This window comes from Hymenobacter latericoloratus (assembly GCF_014199535.1).
Taxonomy (GTDB): domain Bacteria; phylum Bacteroidota; class Bacteroidia; order Cytophagales; family Hymenobacteraceae; genus Hymenobacter; species Hymenobacter latericoloratus.
This window is the reverse complement of sequence record NZ_JACHNV010000001.1, coordinates 901,931-921,064: the sequence shown is the minus strand read 5'-3', so window position 1 is coordinate 921,064 and position 19,134 is coordinate 901,931. Positions and strand designations below refer to the sequence as shown.

General features: G+C 62.8%; 12 protein-coding genes and 1 tRNA gene. 6 read left to right on the top strand and 7 right to left on the bottom strand.

Going from position 1 to position 19,134, the window contains the following annotated elements; all coding sequences use genetic code 11:
- Positions 1-50: 50 nt before the first annotated feature.
- From GGU46_RS04080 to GGU46_RS04065, 4 genes are all read right to left on the bottom strand, one after another.
- Positions 51-2,807, bottom strand: a complete 2,757-nt coding sequence (locus tag GGU46_RS04080) for a TonB-dependent receptor (RefSeq protein WP_183402258.1) — start codon at positions 2,805-2,807, stop codon at positions 51-53.
- 536 nt (positions 2,808-3,343) lie between these two features.
- Positions 3,344-4,048 (bottom strand): SGNH/GDSL hydrolase family protein, encoded by a 705-nt coding sequence (locus tag GGU46_RS04075; protein ID WP_183402257.1) that lies wholly within the window; start codon positions 4,046-4,048, stop codon positions 3,344-3,346.
- Between the two features lie 181 nt (positions 4,049-4,229).
- A complete protein-coding gene (locus GGU46_RS04070; protein WP_183402256.1) occupies positions 4,230-4,754 on the bottom strand; it encodes a hypothetical protein in 525 nt (174 codons plus the stop codon).
- Positions 4,754-5,926: a cystathionine gamma-synthase gene (locus GGU46_RS04065; RefSeq protein WP_317171863.1), complete on the bottom strand. Its 1,173-nt coding sequence runs from the start codon at positions 5,924-5,926 to the stop codon at positions 4,754-4,756. Before GGU46_RS04065 ends, GGU46_RS04070 begins: the two co-directional genes overlap by 1 nt.
- Positions 5,927-6,087: 161 nt before the next feature.
- Here GGU46_RS04065 and GGU46_RS04060 point away from each other — a divergent pair, with 161 nt between their 5' ends.
- The gene (locus tag GGU46_RS04060; protein ID WP_183402254.1) at positions 6,088-6,813 is read left to right on the top strand and encodes a TVP38/TMEM64 family protein; all 726 of its coding nucleotides are present in this window, start codon (positions 6,088-6,090) and stop codon (positions 6,811-6,813) included.
- A gap of 131 nt (positions 6,814-6,944) precedes the next feature.
- Positions 6,945-7,018: transfer RNA gene (locus tag GGU46_RS04055), tRNA-Arg, on the top strand.
- A 108-nt stretch (positions 7,019-7,126) separates the two neighbouring features.
- Here the strand turns inward: GGU46_RS04055 and GGU46_RS04050 are convergent.
- The gene (locus tag GGU46_RS04050; RefSeq protein ID WP_215906250.1) at positions 7,127-8,398 is read right to left on the bottom strand and encodes an MFS transporter; all 1,272 of its coding nucleotides are present in this window, start codon (positions 8,396-8,398) and stop codon (positions 7,127-7,129) included.
- A 420-nt stretch (positions 8,399-8,818) separates the two neighbouring features.
- On the opposite strand from GGU46_RS04050, the gene GGU46_RS04045 reads away from it, so the two are divergent.
- The 4 genes from GGU46_RS04045 (at position 8,819) to GGU46_RS04030 (ending at position 11,736) form a co-directional block, all read left to right on the top strand.
- A complete protein-coding gene (locus GGU46_RS04045; RefSeq protein WP_215906249.1) occupies positions 8,819-9,124 on the top strand; it encodes a hypothetical protein in 306 nt (101 codons plus the stop codon).
- Between the two features lie 148 nt (positions 9,125-9,272).
- Positions 9,273-10,286, top strand: coding sequence for an NAD(P)/FAD-dependent oxidoreductase (locus GGU46_RS04040; protein WP_183402252.1), 1,014 nt, complete (start codon positions 9,273-9,275; stop codon positions 10,284-10,286).
- Between the two features lie 108 nt (positions 10,287-10,394).
- A complete protein-coding gene (locus tag GGU46_RS04035) occupies positions 10,395-10,721 on the top strand; it encodes a 2Fe-2S iron-sulfur cluster-binding protein (protein ID WP_139925849.1) in 327 nt (108 codons plus the stop codon).
- 160 nt (positions 10,722-10,881) lie between these two features.
- Positions 10,882-11,736: a hypothetical protein gene (locus tag GGU46_RS04030; protein WP_183402251.1), complete on the top strand. Its 855-nt coding sequence runs from the start codon at positions 10,882-10,884 to the stop codon at positions 11,734-11,736.
- A 208-nt stretch (positions 11,737-11,944) separates the two neighbouring features.
- On the opposite strand, the gene GGU46_RS04025 is transcribed toward GGU46_RS04030, so the two are convergent.
- A complete protein-coding gene (locus GGU46_RS04025; protein WP_183402250.1) occupies positions 11,945-12,379 on the bottom strand; it encodes a hypothetical protein in 435 nt (144 codons plus the stop codon).
- A 150-nt stretch (positions 12,380-12,529) separates the two neighbouring features.
- Positions 12,530-18,841, bottom strand: coding sequence for an alpha-2-macroglobulin family protein (locus GGU46_RS04020; protein ID WP_183402249.1), 6,312 nt, complete (start codon positions 18,839-18,841; stop codon positions 12,530-12,532).
- Positions 18,842-19,134: the final 293 nt, after the last annotated feature.

Below are 19,134 nucleotides of genomic sequence, written 5' to 3'. Positions count from 1 at the left end.
CCCCAGGTGGGAAGCCGGCCGTTGCTGTTGGTGCGGTGCGCTGCTATCGGTTAGAACGACAGGTTCAGGCGGCCGAAGTAGAAGGCCCCGCTGTAGCCGAACTGGTTGGAGCTGTAGGGGAAGCGGCCCCGGTTGGTAGCATCCAGGGTGGAGTAGGTCAGGCTCTGCTCGTTGTTGTTGGGGTCCTGGTAGAGGCGGTCCGGGTACACGTTGAACAGGTTGTTAACCCCGATGCTCAGGCCTACATTCTTCATTACCTGGGCGCTCAGCACCAGGTCCGTCACCCACTTGGCCGAGAAGGTCTGGTCAATGTAGGACCGGTCGGGGTTGGCGTCCTTGGTCTGGATTTCCCCGAAGCGCACGGTGCGCAGGTTGGCACTGAACATCTTGTAGCCGTAGTCGGCGCTGAGGTTGATTTTGCTGCGGGGCTGGCCGTTTTCGAGGCGGGCGCGCTGGGCCCGGTCGAAGAGGGTGTTCTGCAGGCTGGGGTTGGCATCAATGAAAGCCGAGCTGTTGAAGCTGCGCACGGTGGTTTCGTTGAAGTTGGCCGCCGCCGTCAGGGTCAGGCGGCTGTCGGGCCCGAGCTGCAGGCGCTCATTGGCCACAATATCCAGGCCCCGGGTGCGGGTGTTCACGGCGTTGGCAAAGAACTGAATGCCCTGCACCGGCAGTGTGCCCAGAATGGTATTTACGGCCGCGTTGCCGCGGTTGAACTGGCTGCTGAGTACAATCCGGTCCTTAATATCAATTTGGTAGGCATCCACCGTCAGCGTAATTGTTTTGAGGATGCGTGCCGTCAGGCCCAGGCTGTAGTTCTTCGATTTCTCCTGCTTCAGGGAGCCAATGCCGAAGGCCCGGGTCAGGGGGTTGTCGTTGTTGGTGGTGAGCACCTCGCGCAGCTCCCCGCTTGTAAACTGGGTGCTGGAGTTGGTAAAGTAGCGCTGCTGCAAGGAGGGGGCCCGGAAGCCGTTGCCCAGGTTACCGCGCACGGCCAGATCGGGCAGAATGCTATAGCGGGCGGCCAGCTTGCCGCTTACGTTGTTGCCGAAATCGGAATACCGCTCGGCCCGGCCGGCCACGCTCACCAGCAGCTTCTCGGTGATGTCGCTTTCCAGATCCAGGTAGCCGGCCACGTTGGTGCGGGTGCGGTTGGTGGCGTCGCGGGGGGTGTAGCCGGGGAAACCCTGGGAACCGAAGGCGGCGCGGGCGCTGGCCCCGTTCACGGTCACGGTGCGGGTGCCCGCCAGGTAAGAGCCCTCTTCGCCAGCCTCAATCTCAAACATATCCGTTCGGAATTCGCCCCCGAAGGCCACGTTCAGGGTGCTCAGGGCCGGTACGCTGGTAAACTTGCGCGAGAAGCCCAGGTTCACGGTGTTCTGCTGGAAGGTAAGCGTGCCGGCATAAAACTCGGTGGGGCTGGTGCCCTGAGGTAGGGAGGCGTTCAGCGTGTTCGTGACGTCGTAGCGGAGGCTGTTGCGGCCGTAGGTATTGCTCAGATCAGCCGCGAAGCCCAGCACCGTGCCCCGGATGCCGGTAATGAGCGAGGCATCATCCACGGTGCTGTTGATGAAGGGCAGGTAGCCGTTGGGGTAAATCGTCAGGTCGCTCTGGGTGGCTTGGTTGGGTAGGCGGTAGAGGGCCCCGGCCCGGCCGGTGCGCCGGGTCAGGCCGCCCGTTACGTACACCTCCAGCCCCAGGCGCGGGGCTACCGTGTAGGCGGCATTCAGAAAGCCCCCGTAGGTGCGCACGTCGGAGCTGCCCACCCGGATGTTGCGGCGGTTGAAGCCCCGCCCGGCCACCAGGGCATCGTCCTGGGCTTTCAGCTCGCGCTTCTGCTGGTCGGAGAGGTTGCCGGGATAGGTGCCGTTGCTGCCCAGGTAAATCAGGGGGGCCGTATCGGGGCGGCTGCGGTCCACGAAGGAGCGGTTGCTGAACTGTCCGCTCACGTTCACGTAGCCCCGGCGGCCCAGCCCAAAGCCGGCGTTGGCATCGGCCTGCACCAGCTCCCCGTCGCCTTCCACGGTCTGGCCCACGGTGCTGCTGGCAAATACGCCGGTGGTGTCGTCCTTGAGCTGAATGTTGATGACGCCGGCAATGGCGTCGGAGCCGTACTGGGCCGCCGCGCCCTCGCGCAGTACCTCAATGCGCTTGATGGCCGCCGGCGGAATTACGTTCATATCGGTACCCACCGAGCCGCGGCCGGGCGTGCCGTTGATGTTCACCAGGGCCGAGGTGTGGCGGCGCTTCCCATTCACCAGCACCAGCACCTGATCGGGCCCGAGGCCGCGCAGGGTTGCGGGGTCCACAAAGTCGGTACCGTCCGTCACGGTCTGGCGGCTGCTCTGGAACGACGGGGCAATGTAGGTGAGAATCTGGGTGACGTCGGTCTGGGCGTAGGCCTTGATTTCGCGGGCCGAAATAACATCCACGGGCGAAGTGGTCAGGATGTTGGAGCGCCCCTCGGTGGCCCGGGAGCCGGTTACTACCACTTCATTCAGCGCCGTTTCATTATCCGTGAGCCGGGCATCGAGGGTAGTACGGCCGTTGAGCGGCAGCTGCTGGGTAGTAGAGCCGATGGCCGAGAAGACGAGGGTAGCGGTGGGCGCCACTTCCAGGCGGTAGCGGCCGTCGGCATCGGTGCTGGTACCGTTGGTGGTGCCGCGCTCCAGCACCGTTACGCCGGGCTGGCCCTGACCGGCCGCGTTGGTCACGCGCCCCGACACGCTGATGTTCTGGGCCACGGCAACAAAACTGGTCAGCGACAACGCCGTTACCAGCCCCATTCGGCTTGCGGATAAGTGATTCATAGGAAAAGAGAAAAAGAAAAACACGTACTGCCGCCGGCTTCCCCCACGGAAGTCAGCGGCCAGCCCAACACAGGAAAGAGGCGCGCCGGCCTCACGGGCAGCCCAACGACACCAGAGCAACCGCTTTGCGGCGGACGTTTCACCTACTTTTACTGGCTCCTTCTGCCCCATACGCACCGGGGCGCTCAAGGGCTGGTAGGGTTCAGCTTACCAGCAACGTCACCGGGAAAACCGCATTGAGGCGGCAGTTTACTTCAGGCCCGCAGCCGGCCCTGCTACCAACAGCAACAACACCCCAGCTGCTTCGAGGGGGTAAGCAAATCAAGGGGGCTCCGGAAGCCAGAGGCTGTATCCAACCGGCTTTCCTGAGCAGTGAGACTAACAAGGAAGTGATTTTTCACGCGGCACCAGGTAGAAAGCGCCCTACCCTTACTGCGGGGCAGAGGCGCTACCTGTGCACTACTACAGCCGTCGGCTGATTTTGTTTGCCCGGCCCGGTGCAGTTTGTGGCAGCCTGGCAGGCCTGAGGGCGAGCCTTACTGCAGCAGTTGCCGGGCTACCGGCAAGGCCAGCTGCGCCCACTGCTGCATATGCTTGCCTGAGTAATGCAGGCCGTCGGGGGCGAACTGGGTAGCGTCGGGGGCAGCGGTGCGGGTCAGGTCGGTGATGTTCAGGTAGGTTACTCCCGCCTGCCGGCACTCCTGCTGAGCCGCGGCATTGAACTGGTTTATTTGCGCGGTAATCTGCTCCTGGTCGTGGTTGCGGGCGTAGGGCGAGCGGCCCCAGTCCGGAATGGACAGCATAAACACCCGGCCCGGCCGGCCGCCGGCAAAGCGAATAGCCGTTTGCAGCAGTTCCCGCAACTCGGTACGGTAAGTGGCTACCGGTTGGCCCCGGTACTGGTTATTGACTCCAATCATCAGGGAAACCAGCTCGTAGGTGTTGCGGTTGTCGGCCGCCCTGATGGCCTGCTGCAGCTCGGCGGTGGTCCAGCCGGTGCGGGCAATGATATCGGGCGGCTGAATGCCATCGGATTGGCCCAGCTGGGCCAGCTGCACGCCCCAACGGTCCGTGGCGGGCACGCCCTCCCCAATGGTGTACGAGTCGCCGAGGGCCAGGTAGCGGATCTGGGCCGCGGCCGGCTTTGGCGCCTGGGGCGGGGTAGTACGCGGGGCCGGGTCGGTGGCCGGCTCGGTGCAGCCAAAGCCAAGCAGCAGGAAAAACAAAACCAGAAGGCGCATACGCAGAAACACAGCAGAGAACAAGGCCATCATATACGGGCTGGTAAAGCTCCCAGATTGCACCGGCTGATTCCCGGGCGCCCCCAGGACCAAGCCCGCCCGACCGGCACGTGCGCTACGCCACCCGGTAAAACAAACGCCCGGCCAGCAGGCCGGGCGTTTGAGCATTACGTGCATTTCGTTACCATACCGCTTTCAAGGCCTCCTCCAGCTTCGTGAAAGGCCCGAAGCTGACCTTAGCCCGGTCGTAGCTTAGGGTGCCTCGCGGCACGGCGCGGGCCAGAGCCTCTACCTCCCGAAAAGCCGTTTTGGCCGGTGCATTTTCCAGCCCGAGAAACTGAGCCGGAAACGCCGTTGCACTGCCGCGCATGGGGCCTTCCAGGGTGAACAGGCCAGTTATTTTCCAGCCAAAGGCCCCGCGCACGGCGCGCAGTTTCAGCTGTTCCGCCGGGCGTGTGGCGGGCACTACCACCCTGGTAGTCAGCAGGCCGCGGGCGGCATCCAGGCTGTCGATGGTATAGCCGCGGGCAGTTAGGTGCTGCCTGAGCTGCGCCAGCACAGAATCCGGCGGAGCGGCAGTCTGCACCCGAATGATGTTGGCCCGACTAAACGGGGTAGCGGCGGGTGGGCCCGGCTGCTGAGCCACGGCCGCACCAGCCGGGCCCAGCAACCGGCCTACCCCCATCAGGAGCACAAAGCCGCGCACTACCCAATGGCCTGCTGCAGGTCCTCCAGCAGGTCATCGGCGTCCTCAATGCCCACGCTCAGGCGAATCAGCGAGTCCGACAGGCCCGCTTTGCGGCGCTCCTCAGCCGGAATGCTGGCGTGGGTCATGGTAGCCGGGTGGCCCGAGAGGCTTTCCACGCCGCCCAGGCTCTCGGCCAGGGAAAACAGCTGGAATTTCTCCAGGCAGGCCACGGCGTCTGCCTGCCGGTCGCCCTTGAGCACAAAGGAAATCATGCCCCCGAAGTCGCGCATTTGCTTCGCGGCAATGGCGTGGTTGGGGTGATCCTCGAAGCCGGGCCAGTACACTTTCTCCACTTTAGGGTGAGCCTTGAGGAACTCGGCTACTTTGCGGCCGTTTTCGCAGTGGCGCTGCATGCGCACGTGCAGGGTTTTGAGGCCACGCAGCACCAGGAAGCAGTCCTGGGGGCCGGGCGTGCCGCCGCAGGCGTTCTGGTAGAAGCTCAGGCGCTGGTGCAGCTCGTCATCATTCACAATCACGGCGCCCATCACCGTATCGGAGTGGCCGGCCATGTACTTGGTCAGGGAGTACATCACCATATCGGCGCCCAGTTCCAGCGGGGTTTGCAGGTAGGGCGTGGAGAAGGTATTGTCCACCACCAGCAGGGCACCGGCTTTCTTGGCCACGGCCGAGGCGGCGGCAATATCAATTACGTTCAGCAGCGGATTGGTGGGCGTTTCTACCCAAATCAGCTTGGTGCGCTCGGTCACGGCGGCTTCCACGGCCGTCATGTCGTGCATGGGCACAAAGTGAAACTTGATGCCGTAGTTCTGGTACACTTTCGTGAAGAGGCGGTAGGAGCCCCCGTACAGGTCGTTGGTTGAAATCACCTCGTCGCCGGGCTGCAGCAGCTTCACGATGCAGTCGATGGCGGCCATGCCGGTGGCGAAGGCCAGGCCGTGCTTGCCGTTATCGAGGGCGGCCAGCGCATCCTGGAGCTGGGAGCGGGTAGGGTTGTGGGTGCGCGAGTACTCGAAGCCTTTGTGGTCGCCGGGCGAGCGTTGCACGTAGGTTGAGGTCTGGTAAATGGGCGTCATGATGGCCCCGGTGGTGGGGTCGGGGTGCACGCCCGCGTGAATAGCCTTGGTTCCGAATTTCATCTGGCGGGAGCTGAAGGAATAAGAGTCCGTAATCGTGTTGGCAAAGGTAACCACGCACCGGAAGCTTTAGTTACCCGGTGCGTTGCTCCCCCCTGCGCTTGGCTAAGCGTGGCAGCCTGTAGCCTTCGCGCCGGTTCTTACGTTCTTACCTTCGGGCCGGCCGCACACTGCCGGTCCGCGTGTTATTGCTGCCTATGGCTTTTCTGAAAGAGCTTTTTCACCAGAATACTTCCACCCTGATTTCCCTGTTTCTGCTGGCGGTGCTGCCCCTGGTCGGGGATAGTGCTCTGGCCTGGGGCCTGCACGAAAATGCCGAGTGGCTGCGGCATCCCTCGGCCTTACAGATGCTGCTGTACTTTGTGGTGGTGGCTTTTACCATGACGTTTGCCCTCACCCATACCACGGTGGTAGTACTGGTCACGGCGTTTTACTTCGGCTGGCCTGGTTTCGCGGGCATGCTGTTAACCTATATCCTGGCCGCTTTATTCGGGCACATGCTGGCTACCTCCTTGGACAAGGGCAAGCTGATTGGCCTGCTAGAGAAATTCCCGAAGGCGCACGCCATCATGCACGAGTTGCGCGCCGACAGCTGGCGGCTGGTGTTGCTCACCCGGCTTTCGCCGGTGCTGCCGTTTGCCCTTATCACGTTCATTCTGGCTGTAATGGGGGTGCCGCGCCAGCAGTTTCTCACTGCTTCAGTGGTCGGGATGCTGCCCCGGACGCTGTTTTTCTATTGGCTCGGTACCAAGGCGCAGGATGTGCTCCTGCTTATTCAGGACCCCGATACGGGCACGGCGGGCAAGGTGCTGGTGGTAGTGCTGGTAGCCGTGTCGTTATTTGGCTTGTACTTCCTGTTTACCCGGGCTCTCAAGCGGGCACTGCAGCGAGGTGTTGAAAAAGAGCAAAAAAATTTCAGCTGAATTTCAGCATCTTGCAGTCTTACGCTCCCTTTTTCTGCACGAATTTTACCTTACAGCTTGCAGGTCCGGAAATTTACCCGCTATCTTTGCACAACCAAAACGGTGGAACGCTCCCGAAATGGTAACAACATGGTTGCGTAGCTCAATTGGATAGAGCATCTGACTACGAATCAGAAGGTTTGGGGTTCGACTCCCTACGTGACCACAGAAAAGCCCTTAGCAAGCTGCTAAGGGCTTTTTCGTTTTTTCAGGTTTTCTGATTTCCTTTCCGCTCTCAGTACGCCTGATGGGGCAATCCTGGGGTTGGATTTGCTTACGCCTGTTTCCTGTGCAAGAAGGCAGTTTCGGGCATAGTGAGCAGAACGGGCAACACCAGCAACGCCACCACGGCAATCATAGCTCCGGGCACGAGCGGCCAACCCGTGCGGGCAATAAGCAGTTCCGCCAAGAAGGGGGTTAATCCGCCAAAAACGGCCGTGGCGACCGTGGCACCCAAGGCTAATCCGCTTAATCGGCCCTCGCCGGGGAACTGCTCAGCAGTGGCAGCGGCACCTACGGCACTCACGCCGCCGGCCACCGCCGCCAGTATCACTGCCCCCACTACAGCCTGCCCGGAGCTACCGCCCCGCATCCAGGAAAACAAGGTGGTGGGTAGCAGGGCGCTGGCTCCGGCCAGTACAGCCAATACCGGCTTACGGCCCAGGCGGTCGGATAGCAACCCAACGAAGGGGGTTACCAGAATGACCACGACGGCGGCAACAGTCGAGAGGCCCAACGCCTCCCCTTCGCCGCGCCGGCCGGTGGTAGCCAGAAAGGTTGGCACGTACGTAATGCCCACGTAATAGGTAATGGAGCCAAGGGCGGAAATGGAAAATGTGCGCAGAATAGCCGCGCGGTGGTACCGTAGCGTGTGGAGCAGAGGCTCGGCAGGCACCGTACCCGCTTGCTGCTGCCGCTCGAAGTCCGGCGACTCCTGCATGGTAGAGCGGGCCGCCCAGACGCCGCCGGCCAGAACTGCCCCGAACAGGAAGGGTAGGCGCCACCCCCAGGTATCTAGGCTAGGTGGGGGTAGCGCGTACACGAGCAGGGCGCACACCCCTACGGCCAGCAAGGCCCCCACCTCGCTGGCCGCCGCGGCCAGCGAGGTAACCGCCCCCCGGCGGCGGGGTGGGGCGCCCTCCAGCAGGTAGGCTACCACCCCGGTGTATTCGCCACCCACGGAAAAGGCCATCAGGCACCGCAGCACCAAGAGCAACCAACCGGCTAGGCTCCCAATCTGAGCGTGGGTGGGGAGTAGCGCCGTAGCGAGCATAGCGCCCGTCATCAAGGCCATAGATAACAGCATCATCCGCCGCCGGCCGTACCGGTCGCCGATGTGCCCGAAAACCAGTGCCCCCAGCGGCCGCATCAGATAGGATACCGCAAACCCGCCCAGGGCCGTGAGCAGTGACGTTTCGCCCGGCCCGAAAAACACCCGGGAAAGAACGGTGGCAAAGTACAGGCACAGCGTGAAGTCGTACCACTCAATGATGGTAGAGCAGGCGGCTACTACCAGGGAAGCCCGGGAAAGCCGAGCGCGGGGCACTGGTGGGTGGATTGGAGAAGGCAGCACTGGCGTAGCTGAACAAGTTGGTTGGGTGAAGGTACCTAACGCTTTTCGTTACAGCTGTCCGCCTACCCTACGGCAGCAGCTGAAAGTAGCTGCCCTGCCACAGCGGCACATTGGACCCATTAACGGGAGGCACTCTTACCAGCACTGCCCGTAGCCAACCACTGGCCTCAGGAAAACCGTCTCCACTTTCTCTTTCCCAATAGTAGACAGACGATTTTCCCATCCATGGACTTTTTTTGCCGCCGACTGCGTTTACGGGGGCACGTTCCTGGCCTCATAGCACACACCTTCATGCAACTCGTCGCCTATCGGCCCGAATACCGGATTTATTTAGATTCTCTACACAACCACATCACCTACGAACGCCGGGAAGAGCAAACGCTTGCTCAGGCTATGCCCTACTTCCTGGCTGACTGGCAGCGCATTCTGCAACGGGTGCAGCCGGGCTTCACGGTGCTCTGCGACGTCTCGCGGACGCTGGGCCCCAACGTGCGGCTCGTTCCGCTGTACGTGCAGCTGCGGGAGTTGCTGAAGGAATCGGGTATATCGGTCATGGCCGAGGTTCACCCCTCCTCCCTCACCATGCAGTCGTTGAGCCGCCTGCTGGGCGAGCGGCTGGCCTTACCGGTATACCAGTTTACGGACCGCGCTGAGGCCGAGTACTTTTTGCTGGGCTACAGCCTGGCCCAGCCCGCTTAGCGAAGTAGAACAGGCCGGGGGTGGGCTAGCTGCCGTGGCCTGCCTATCTTTGCGCCCGCAAGTGAGGCATCCCCCAACGTTTTGGCGGGTTTGGTGGTTAGTACCCCGGCGCTTCGCCCGCTCGTTGTTTTGTTTTCACTTTTCGCTGATGAATTCTATTTCCACTGATATCTGCATTATTGGGGCCGGCCCGGTAGGCCTGTTTGCTGTATTTGAAGCCGGCTTGCTGAAGCTGCGCTGCCACGTAGTGGACGCGCTGCCTCAGGTAGGCGGTCAGCTCTCCGAAATCTACCCGAAGAAGCCGATCTATGACATTCCGGGCTACCCCGAAGTACTGGCCGGTGACCTGATTCAGAACCTGATGCGGCAGATTGAGCCCTTCCATCCCACCTTCACGCTGGGGGAGCGGGTAGAGGGCTACGAAAAGCTGGCAGATGGTTCCTTCCGCGTGACGACCATTGACGGCACTGAAATCCTGTGCAAAGCCATTGCCATTGCCGGCGGCCTGGGCTCCTTCGAGCCGCGCAAACCGGCCATCGACGGGCTCACGGATTATGAAAGCGGCAAAGGCGTGTACTACATGGTGCGCGACCCGGAAACCTTCCGCAACCAGCGCCTGGTTATTGCCGGCGGCGGCGACTCGGCTCTGGACTGGACCATCTTCCTGGCCGACGTGGCGAAAGAGGTAACTCTGGTCCACCGCGGCACCACCTTCCGCGGCGCCGCCGACTCGGCCGAGAAAGTGAAGAACCTGCACGAGGCGGGCAAAGTGAAGCTGGTGCTGAGCTCCAACGTAACGCATGTGCACGGCAACGGCCAGCTTGAAGCCGTGACTATTACGGCCAATAACGGCGAAACCGAAACGGTAAACGTGGACAGCTTTATTCCCCTGTTCGGCCTGACGCCCAAGCTGGGGCCCATTGGCGAGTGGGGCCTGGAACTGGAAGACGACGCCGTGAAGGTGAATACCGTGGACTACTCTACCTCGGAGCCGGGCATCTACGCCATCGGCGACATCAACACTTACCCCGGTAAGCTGAAGCTGATTCTGTGCGGCTTCCACGAGGCCGCGCTCATGTGCCAGGGTGCCTTCAAGTACATCAACCCCGACAAGAAGTACGTGCTCAAGTACACGACCGTAAACGGGGTACCCACGCTGTAAGTGAAAGGGTGAAATAGGGAGATGGTGAGTTTTACGCCCGGTAGTACCGCGCTGCTAAAACAGCCAACTCACTATTTCACCATCTCTCTATTTCACCACTGATAGTATATGACCGACGAAGTACGCGTATATGTAGAGGAAGCGCCGGGTCAGCGGCGCGAAATTGTGGCTCCTACCGATATGGGCCTGAGCCTGATGGAAATTATGAAGGCCGATGGGTACGACATTCAGGCCACTTGCGGGGGCATGGCGCTGTGCGGCACCTGCCACGTAGAGGTGCTGGCTGGCCCGGAGCTGCCGGAGCCCGGCGACGATGAGCTGGCCATGCTGGAGAGCCTACCCGTCATGACCCAGGGCAGCCGCCTTTCCTGCCAGATCCGGCTGACCCCGCGCGTAGATGGGCTGGTGGTGCGCCTCATGCCCCAGGACGCGTAAGCCTCTGCGGCTGTTGCCCATAGTTGCCCCAAAGCCAGGCCCCGTGCCTGGCTTTTTGGTTGTATATATAGACTATACTACGGGTTCGGGACGGGGCGTTAGGCGACGGGGCACGCTTCGTCCTCCTTATGCTAACATTCCTTCTTATTCTGTGGTACTGATGCGCTATTGTTACAAATGGGGAGCCCGGCTGGTAGCTGCCGGGCTTTGGGGTGCGGCCTGCTCACCGGCACGGGCTCAGCAGGGTCCAGCGCTGAGCCTAAGCGGCGGCCTGAGCTTGGTGCACCCAGGCATCAGGCGCTACGATATGCCGCGGGTGTTCCGGGCAGGTACTAACCCGCACCTGGCCACCAGCCTGCGTCTGACGCTGCCACTTCGGAACTTGTGGGCCGTGGAGGCCCGGGCCCAGGTGCAAGGCCTAAGCCCGGGGCTGCGCTACCGTGTGTCGGGCCAAAACTTTGTGGCCCAAGGCGGAAGTGGCCTGCCCGCCTTGGATCTGTGGCAAGTTGGGCTGGGACTGCGCAAGCGGGAGCTGTGGCCTATCAGTCCGCGCTTGGCTTTAGACGCGGCCGGGCACGTGGCCTACGGCTGGGCGCCCCGCGCTTACGCCACTGCCGAGGGCATAACCGGCACTCCGGACAACGGACTAGGAGCACGCTGGCAGGCGCACAGCCACCACCGCAGCACCTTGCTGCTAGGGGCCGAGTTGCTGCTGCGCTACGAGCTTTCTGAGCGGCATTTTGTGCTGCTCAATGCCGGCTACCAGTGGGGCCTGCGCCGCCTGGGCGAGGTGCAGTCTGTGCAGACCAGCTACCCCGATACCCACAGCGGCCTACGTACTGACGGCCGCTTTGTCGTTTCGATGCGCGGTTCGGCAGCCCTGGTGCAATTGGGCTACGGCTGGCAGTGGGGCGCCGGCCCGGCCGCCACTGTGCGCCCCGGCACGCCCCGCTACAGCTTGCCCCCTACCCCCAACCCCGACGCCGAGCCAGCCGAGGACCCCGATGAGAACTAGCTTCTACTTGCTTGATGGAACTGTATGACGTCCGGACAGCAGCACAACGCACTATACAAGCAGGGCATGCCGAGTTGCGCGGCTCTACACCTGCTCCCGGGGTGCCGGGCTCCCAGGCCCTTGGTCGAGTGAGTGGGTAGGCCAGGGACTGAAAAAGCCGGCCCGATAAATTCGGGCCGGCTTTTTTGGTGGCCAGGGGTACGGCAGGTTAGCGCCGGCGGGTAGTCTTTTTCTTTTTGGCCGTTGATTTCTTGGCAGTGGTCTTTCCGCGCGCAGAGACTGACGAACGGCGGCGGCCAGGCGAGCTACGCCGGTGGTAGCTGCGGGTGCTGGTGCGGTGCACGGCAGCCGGGGCGGCCTTTGCCTCAGCGGCTTCGGTAGCGGGCTTGTCTTCTTCGGGGGCCTCCAGGTTGCGGGCGGTTACTTCCACGGCGGGCTGGTGCACACCGGCTTCTTCGGCAGTAGCACGCAGGGCGGCGGCCTGCTTGCGGCGCACCGGCATCAGAAAGTCGCGCTCGGCGCGCTCCTGGGCCGATAGTTTTTCTTCACCCGGCAGTTGGGTGGGGGTAGTGGTAGCTGTCGTTTTCTTGTCTCCCTGAGCCCACGCCGTAGTACCGCTCAGGAGCAGTACTGCGGCAACCATTCCTAGTTTATGCATCAACTTCATCCTTCTGAAAAACAAACGAGGCGCAAAGGTACAATCAGCGGCTGGTAGTCTCAAGCTGCGGGGGTAAAGCGCAGACAATCTGTTGTAATAGTGCAGCTGCACCGGCTCAAATTACAATAATAACTGTTACGGTTGAGCTCCGATCTGCAGCCGCGTGCCGGCCGAGTGCGTGGTGAACTCCGGGGCGTAGAGGCACTGCAGCTGCGAGAGGCCACCGGAGAAATTACCGGCCTGCGCGGCCCGCAGCCGGTACTCGAAGGTGTGGGTGCCTTTGGGGAAGTAGCTGATGAAGAAGTTGGTGGCCGCGTCGCGGGGGCTTTCGTAGTAGCCCAGGCCGCTTTGGTAGCGGTAGCCGGAAGTTTGCCTGATCAGCTCCAGGCCGGCGGCGCGCTGATCCTTCAGGTGCACGTATTCCAGGTTCCGGTCGGAGCGGAGCACGAGGCGCACTACCAGCACATCACCCACCCGCAGGGGGGTAGCGGCCGTGAGGGGCTGTAGGGTAAGGCCGGCGGCGGTGCGCTGCTCGCGGTAGAGCTGGCGCTCCAGCTGCAGGCCGGTGGCGGCGGGGGCAATCTTATCCAGCTGCTCGAAATACTGCCAGTACAGCGCGCCCCAGGCCACGCCCGCGTCGGTTTTCTGCACTACTACTTTGCCCAGCTCTGGCTGAATTTCGGCGGCGGGCCAGGTGGTTTTGTAGTAGCCCGTGCCGGCCTGCTGGGCCGCAGCGGGGGCGGGCTTCCCTCCTACCGTCACGTGCAGGGGTTGGGTGGGCTGCAGCCAGCTGGTGCCGCGCAGCAGCAGGGCGTAGCAGGCATCGGCGGTGGCACGGGTGCTTTCCCAGTTCTGGGTGTGCTTCTGCTGGAGCAGCCAGAGCTTCATTTCATCCACCGATTTCTGGTCGCTGAGCACTTCGTCGAAGGCCTCGATGAGGGTTGCCTGAGTTTCGGTGGGAGCTTCGCGCCAGTAGTAGCCGCCGCGCACTTCCTTCCAGTACATACCCAGCTCCGGTGAGTGCAGGGCGTTTTCTGCGAGGGCCGTCAGGATGGTTTTCACGGCGGCGGGCTGGGCTTTCTGGCGGTGCAGGGCCAGGGCCGTCTGGGCCTGGAGGTAGCGGGTTTGGGCTTTCCAGTAGGTAGCGGCCTGTTGCCGGTAGTAGGCCAGAGCTGGTTGCGCGGCTTTCGACACGGCCTCCGTTGGCCAGAAGCTCCGAGCGTACAGGGCCTGCACCTGGATATCGGCTACGTGCTGCTGCTGGAGGTCCACCTGAGGCTGTTTGCGTAGCTCGGTGTAGTCGCGCTGCAGCTGAGTGTCGAGGTAGATAAGGGCATTGTTGACGATTTGCTGGGCCTGCGGGGTTTGCTGCACATTCAGCGCGCCCAGCTTCTGCAGCTTGCCAAAACCAGCCACAATGAGTTGGGTGATGTACCGGTCGTCGGGCATGCGCTCAAACCACGGGAAGGCCCCATTGGACTGCTGCATCTGCAGCAGCTTGGCCAGGGCGCGGCTGGTTTCGGCCTGCAGGCGCGGCTCATCGAACAGCTCCGAGAGGCGGCGCATACGCTCCGTGTCCGACTGCGCATCGCGCACCCAGGGCGTTTCCTGGAGCAGCAGGTTTTTCAGCTCCTGGTTCTGCTCCAGCTTGCTGGTGAGGGCCGCTTTGTCGCCGGCGTCGGCGGCGCGCTTCCATTCGGCCAGCGTGGTGCGCAGCTGCGGGTTGCTCTGCAGAATTTTGGCAGCCAGCAGGTTGGCGTAGAGGCGGCTGAACACCTGCTCGGAGCACTCGTAGGGGTACTCCATGAGGTAGGGCAGCGCCTGCACGGCGTACCACGCGGGGTTTTGGGTCATTTCCAGCGTGAGCGAGTAGTTGCGGCGCGTGGGCGAGGTAGTGCTGGTGAGCTTTTTCAGCTCGAACTCCCGGGTTGCGGGCCCCACCAGGGGTAGGGGCAGGCTCTCGGTGATGAGCAAGCGGTTGGGCAACACGGGCAGGGTGTTTTCCTCGCCATCTTGTACAGTTGCCAGCTGTGAGTTGCCGGTTGCCGGTTTGTTCTGGCGGCGCTGCTTGCGCTGCTCCTTCTTGTCTTTGCCTGACAACTGAGAACCGACAACTGACAACTGACTACCCGATGCCACCACGCGGTAGGTAATGGCTTCGAGGGGTACTTGGCCTTCGGCGGTTTCCGGAATCTGTAGGTTCCAGCTTACGGCGCTGCTTTGGTTGGCCTTTAGGCTGAATTTTAGCTGGGCAGGGCTTTTCAGCAGCTTGCTTTCCAGGGGCTGCTGGGTGCGGGCATCGAGCAGGAACAGCTGGGCGCTGCCGCTCAGGGGTGCCTCGGAGAGGTTGCTGAGCTTGGCGCTGAGCGTGAGCTGGTCGCCTTCGCGGAAGAAGCGCGGGGCGTTAGGCGTCACTTGCAGCTGCTTTTGCGTCACCAGCTCCCGCTGCAACAGGCCGGAATGCAGCTGCTGGTCGTGGGCCAGGGCCAGCAGCTGCCAGCGGGTCACGGCTTCGGGCATCTGGAATTCCAACACGGTTTCGCCCTGGGCATTAGTACGCAGCTCGGGCAGCCAGAAAGCCGTTTCGCGGAAATCTTTGCGGACCTGGACATTGGAGAGGTCGGAGCTAGATTTATCTACTAGCTCCTCCATATCCGGAAGCTCATCTGTTTCACCAGGTCTGGGTGGCGCACTAGGTGGGGGCGGTGGTGGGGGCATCTTTCGCATAGCCATTTGGGGGGCAGCGGCCTCGGCCATCACCCCATTGCCGCGCACCCGGACTTCCGCGTCCTGCATTATAACTGGGCTGGCGATGAACCCCTGGGCTTTGTCCGAACCGCCTGCGCCAAATCTATCTTCGTCCTCGCCCATGTAGCCCCACATATTTAAGTGAGGATACACTAACTCGGCCACCTCTATTGCATCATTGTCACCGTCAAATAGCTCATCCGACTCTTGCGTGCCGAACCGGCCGTTCCAGGCCAACAGGGCAGGGTAATACGGCTTCGGAAATTCCAGCTCCGTGAAGGAGTGCGCCCGGAAAACATCCAGGGACTTATCGTAGAGAGTAGCCAGCAGCTCGGCGTTGGCGGGCTGACCGGCGGTGTTATGAATCGTGACGCGCCAGGTTTCCTTCTGGCCGGGCTGCAGCTTGTCGCGGAAGGTAGCAATGCTGAGCACCAGCGGCGCGGGCGGCGTGGCGACCTGCACGGTGGCACTGTGGGTATAAAGGCGATTGTCGCGCACCTGGGTGAGGTGGGCGTACAGCGGCGCGCCTTCCAGCGCGGCAGTGGTCGGCACTTCGATGACGCGCTGCTCGCCGGCGGCCAGGGTCAGCCACTCGCGGCGCAGAGTTTCGCCTTTGGCTTCTACTTCCAGCAGCAAGCGCGCCCCGGCTTCGGAGCTGCCCACCAAAAAGCGCGCGGCCTGGCCCGGCGCTACGCTGTCCTGGAGGTTCACGAACCAATCGGGGGTAGGGATGGGCAGGGTCTTGGCCGCCGTCGAATAGAGAGTAAACACCTGCTCCGTTTTGGCGGGGGGCGTGGAGGCCGGCGCGGTGGCGGTGGCTTCCAGCACGTAGCGGCCGGGCTGCTGGCTGCTCAGGGCCTGCGCCATGTCGGGCAGCAGCGAGCTTTTTTCGGTGTTGAAGTCCTGGGTGACGACCAGCGTGCGGGCCCAGGTGCTGTCGTTGTCTTCGCGGGCGTAAGCATCGAGCGGGAACTGGCGCTTGAACTCCTCCAGGCTTAGGGCTTCCAGCTCGGGCCGTTCCCAGGCGCGCGGGCGCAGGGCACGGGCGGGCGGCGTGAGGCGGTAGAGGCGCAACTGGCCCTGGGCGGGCAGGGCTTCGCCGGTGGCGTTGGTGCTGAGCAGCCGTAAGGCGGGTACTTGCTCCCGGTTCAGCAGCTCAGGCACTTCCAGGCGCAAGCTCAGGGCATTGGTGCCGAGGCTGACGGACTGCTGGCCGGTGCGGGTTTCGCCGGCCGCGTCGGTCACGTCGGCGGTTACCTCGAATACGTAGCCGGGGTTCCAGGGGCCGCGCTTGGCCGCGCTCAGGTCCTCCCCTTTCGCTATGAACTTCACCACGAAGCCGCCGGCGGAATCGGTCTGGGCGGTACCGTTGAGGATTTCCACTTCCGGCCGGCCCTGGTGGCCGTAGAGGCTGCGGTAGCCCATCCCGAACAGGGGCCAGAACGTGCGGCGCACCACGCGGTACTGCACCGTGGCCCCGTCAATGGGCTGGCCGGCGTAGGCGCTGGCTTTGCCGCGCACGGTTACTTCCTGCCCCAGCCCGGGCGTACCGGCTACGGGCGCAAACGTCACTTGGAAGGTAGGGCGCTTGTAGTCCTCCACCGCGAAGCTGATGCTGCCATCATCGGTTTGCAGGCTCATTTCGCCGTTGAGCAGGCCGGTGGGCAGCACCACAGAGCCGTGGAAAGAGCCGAATTCCGACGTGGTGAAAGGTAGCGTCTGCACGGTCTGGCCGTTCACGTCCATGAGGTGCACCGACACGGCTTGCCGGGTCAGAAGCTGTGATTTGCCGGCGCGGGTTTCGGTCAGGATACCTTTGAAGTAGAGCGTCTGGCCGGGACGGTAAATGGCGCGGTCGGTGAAGAGGAACGCGCGGCGCTGGGGCTGCACGGCTTCGGGGTTGCGGGGGCGGCGGGGGTAGTAGTAGCCCACGTTTTCAACCAGCAGCGAGTCGCGGCCCAAGGTCAGGAACAGGTTGCTGAGCTGCTCGTTTTCACCGGTTTGCGTACCCTGCGCAATGTGCGTCTGGCCCTCGGTATTGGTGGTCAGTACCGCGCCGCGGCGCTGCTTGTACTGGCGGGCTTTCTGGTCGTAGTACTGAAACAGGGGCCGCACCCGCACCCCGGCCAGCGGCTGCCCGCTTTGGCGGTGCAGTACCAGCAGGCTGGTGCCCTCGGGCGAGCTGCGCCGCACCTGGCTCAGCTCGCTCACGCTCAGGAAAGAACGCGCCGTGATGACGCCGGCCCGCTCCTTGGTCGGGTTTTCAGCGGCGGTGCTCACCACAATGAGGTAGTGGCCCAGCGGCAAAGCCGGGCCAGCGTGCTGCACGGTATGGGCTTTATAGTCGGCCGGAGCGGGCACGTTCAGCGTCCAGGCCGCGGCCGGCTTGCCGGCCAGGGCGCGGGAGAAGGTCTTCTGGAAGCTGTATGGCTCATCGGCGGAGACGGGCTCGGAAAGCCGGACGTTGTAGGCGTTGCTGATACGGTAGGCTTTGGCGTAGAGCCGGGTCACGTTGCGCACCTGCAGCTTCAGCAGCCACGGCTGGCCGGGCAGCACCGTTTCCTCGGTCGTGAAGGTTACTTCAACCTGCTCAATGCTCTGCCGCAGCGCCCGGGCCTGGGCTGCCCCTTGCGACTTCGGGAAACGCTTTTCAGCTTCCAGGGCCAGGGCGCGGGCTTTCGCGGCATTGGTTTCCTCCTCCAGGGAAGCCTGCTCAAACATAAACCGCGTGACGATGGGTAGCGCCGCGTAGGTAGTGGTGGCCTGGCTTAGCGCGGCACGGTAAAGCTCGTCTTTGTTGGGCAGCGTGGCGTGTTGGTGCACGAAGCGCAGGCGGGCCAGGTCCACGTCGGCCAGGGCGGCGGGGTTGGCGGCATCCTGCAGCCGGAACGCGGTAAGCTGCTGCAGCACCCGCAACACCTGCAGCTGGCCATTAAGCGAATCGGACGGCGGCGCGGTTAGCTGCAGGCTGGCAAAGGCCGCGGCCGGCCCAAACAGCGCGGCTTCTTTCAGCTCAAACTGCTCGGCGGGCTTGGTGATATAGTATTCATCGTTGCCGAGGCCCTCAATGGCGCGGCGGGCCAACACGTCGTAGAGCGTGGGCACCAAAGCGCGACTTTCGGCGTCGCCGCCGGTTACGGCGTAGCCCAGGGCGGCCAGCTTCAGCTGCTGCAGGCGCTGGGGCTCTTCTTGCAACGAGGCGCGGTAGTGGCGGATAACGGCGCTGCCGAGGCGGGCAGCATCCCAGGTGCGGATGTCGGCCTGGCTGGCGTCGGCGGGGTCAGCAGCGGCCGGGGTGGTGCGGTCGTAGAGCTGGTAGCGGTGCTGCTGGTAGTAGTTGGCGTAGAGCTGGGCCAGCAGGCTGTGCAACATGGGCCGGGCCGGAAACCGGGCGGTTTTCAGGTCGGCCGCTACCAGGGCAATGGCCTGCACATCGGATTCTTCCTCTTTGGCTTCCAGCAGGCGCAGCTTGTAGAGCAGGGCCCGCAGATACTCGGGCGCATCCTGGCGCTGGCGGGCCTGCTGGTAGAGGGGCTCCAGCAGCTTGGCGGCCGAAGCCGTTTGGTCTTTGGCCAGCAGCTGGTCAATTTTCTTCCAGGCGGCGGGGTTGCCGGCACCGGGAGGGGTAGGATTCGTTTGGGAGGAGCCGGCGGAAAACAAGAGCAGGAGCAGCAGTAAGCTTAACAGGACAGGGCGCATAGGGGCAGAACGTAACAGGCGGGCAAGTTGGTAAATAGTAGATGCCTGCCAAGCCCCGATTCCATAAGCTCCCCGCAAAAAACAAGCGCAATTACGCCTCGTGGCCGAGCCAAACAAATGACACAGAGCTTATAGTACCACGCGGGCCGGGCCCTGGCTACCTCCGCGCTATTGCTGACGTGCAAGAAGGTTTTCAGGGGTCTGGCTTATTATCTCCCGTAAATCTATTTCAACAATAAAATATACCTATAAATGGGTAGATAAAGGTTGGATGAAGCCTTCTACCTTCGTGC

Bases quoted from the DNA above. Each gene is read 5' to 3' on its own strand.
- GGU46_RS04080 (WP_183402258.1), bottom strand. From the start codon at position 2,807: ATGAATCACTTATCCGCAAGCCGAATGGGGCTGGTAACGGCGTTGTCG.
- GGU46_RS04075 (WP_183402257.1), bottom strand. From the start codon at position 4,048: ATGCGCCTTCTGGTTTTGTTTTTCCTGCTGCTTGGCTTTGGCTGCACC.
- GGU46_RS04060 (WP_183402254.1), top strand. From the start codon at position 6,088: ATGGCTTTTCTGAAAGAGCTTTTTCACCAGAATACTTCCACCCTGATT.
- GGU46_RS04045 (WP_215906249.1), top strand. From the start codon at position 8,819: ATGCCCTACTTCCTGGCTGACTGGCAGCGCATTCTGCAACGGGTGCAG.
- GGU46_RS04040 (WP_183402252.1), top strand. From the start codon at position 9,273: ATGAATTCTATTTCCACTGATATCTGCATTATTGGGGCCGGCCCGGTA.
- GGU46_RS04035 (WP_139925849.1), top strand. From the start codon at position 10,395: ATGACCGACGAAGTACGCGTATATGTAGAGGAAGCGCCGGGTCAGCGG.
- GGU46_RS04030 (WP_183402251.1), top strand. From the start codon at position 10,882: ATGCGCTATTGTTACAAATGGGGAGCCCGGCTGGTAGCTGCCGGGCTT.
- GGU46_RS04025 (WP_183402250.1), bottom strand. From the start codon at position 12,379: ATGGTTGCCGCAGTACTGCTCCTGAGCGGTACTACGGCGTGGGCTCAG.
- GGU46_RS04020 (WP_183402249.1), bottom strand. From the start codon at position 18,841: ATGCGCCCTGTCCTGTTAAGCTTACTGCTGCTCCTGCTCTTGTTTTCC.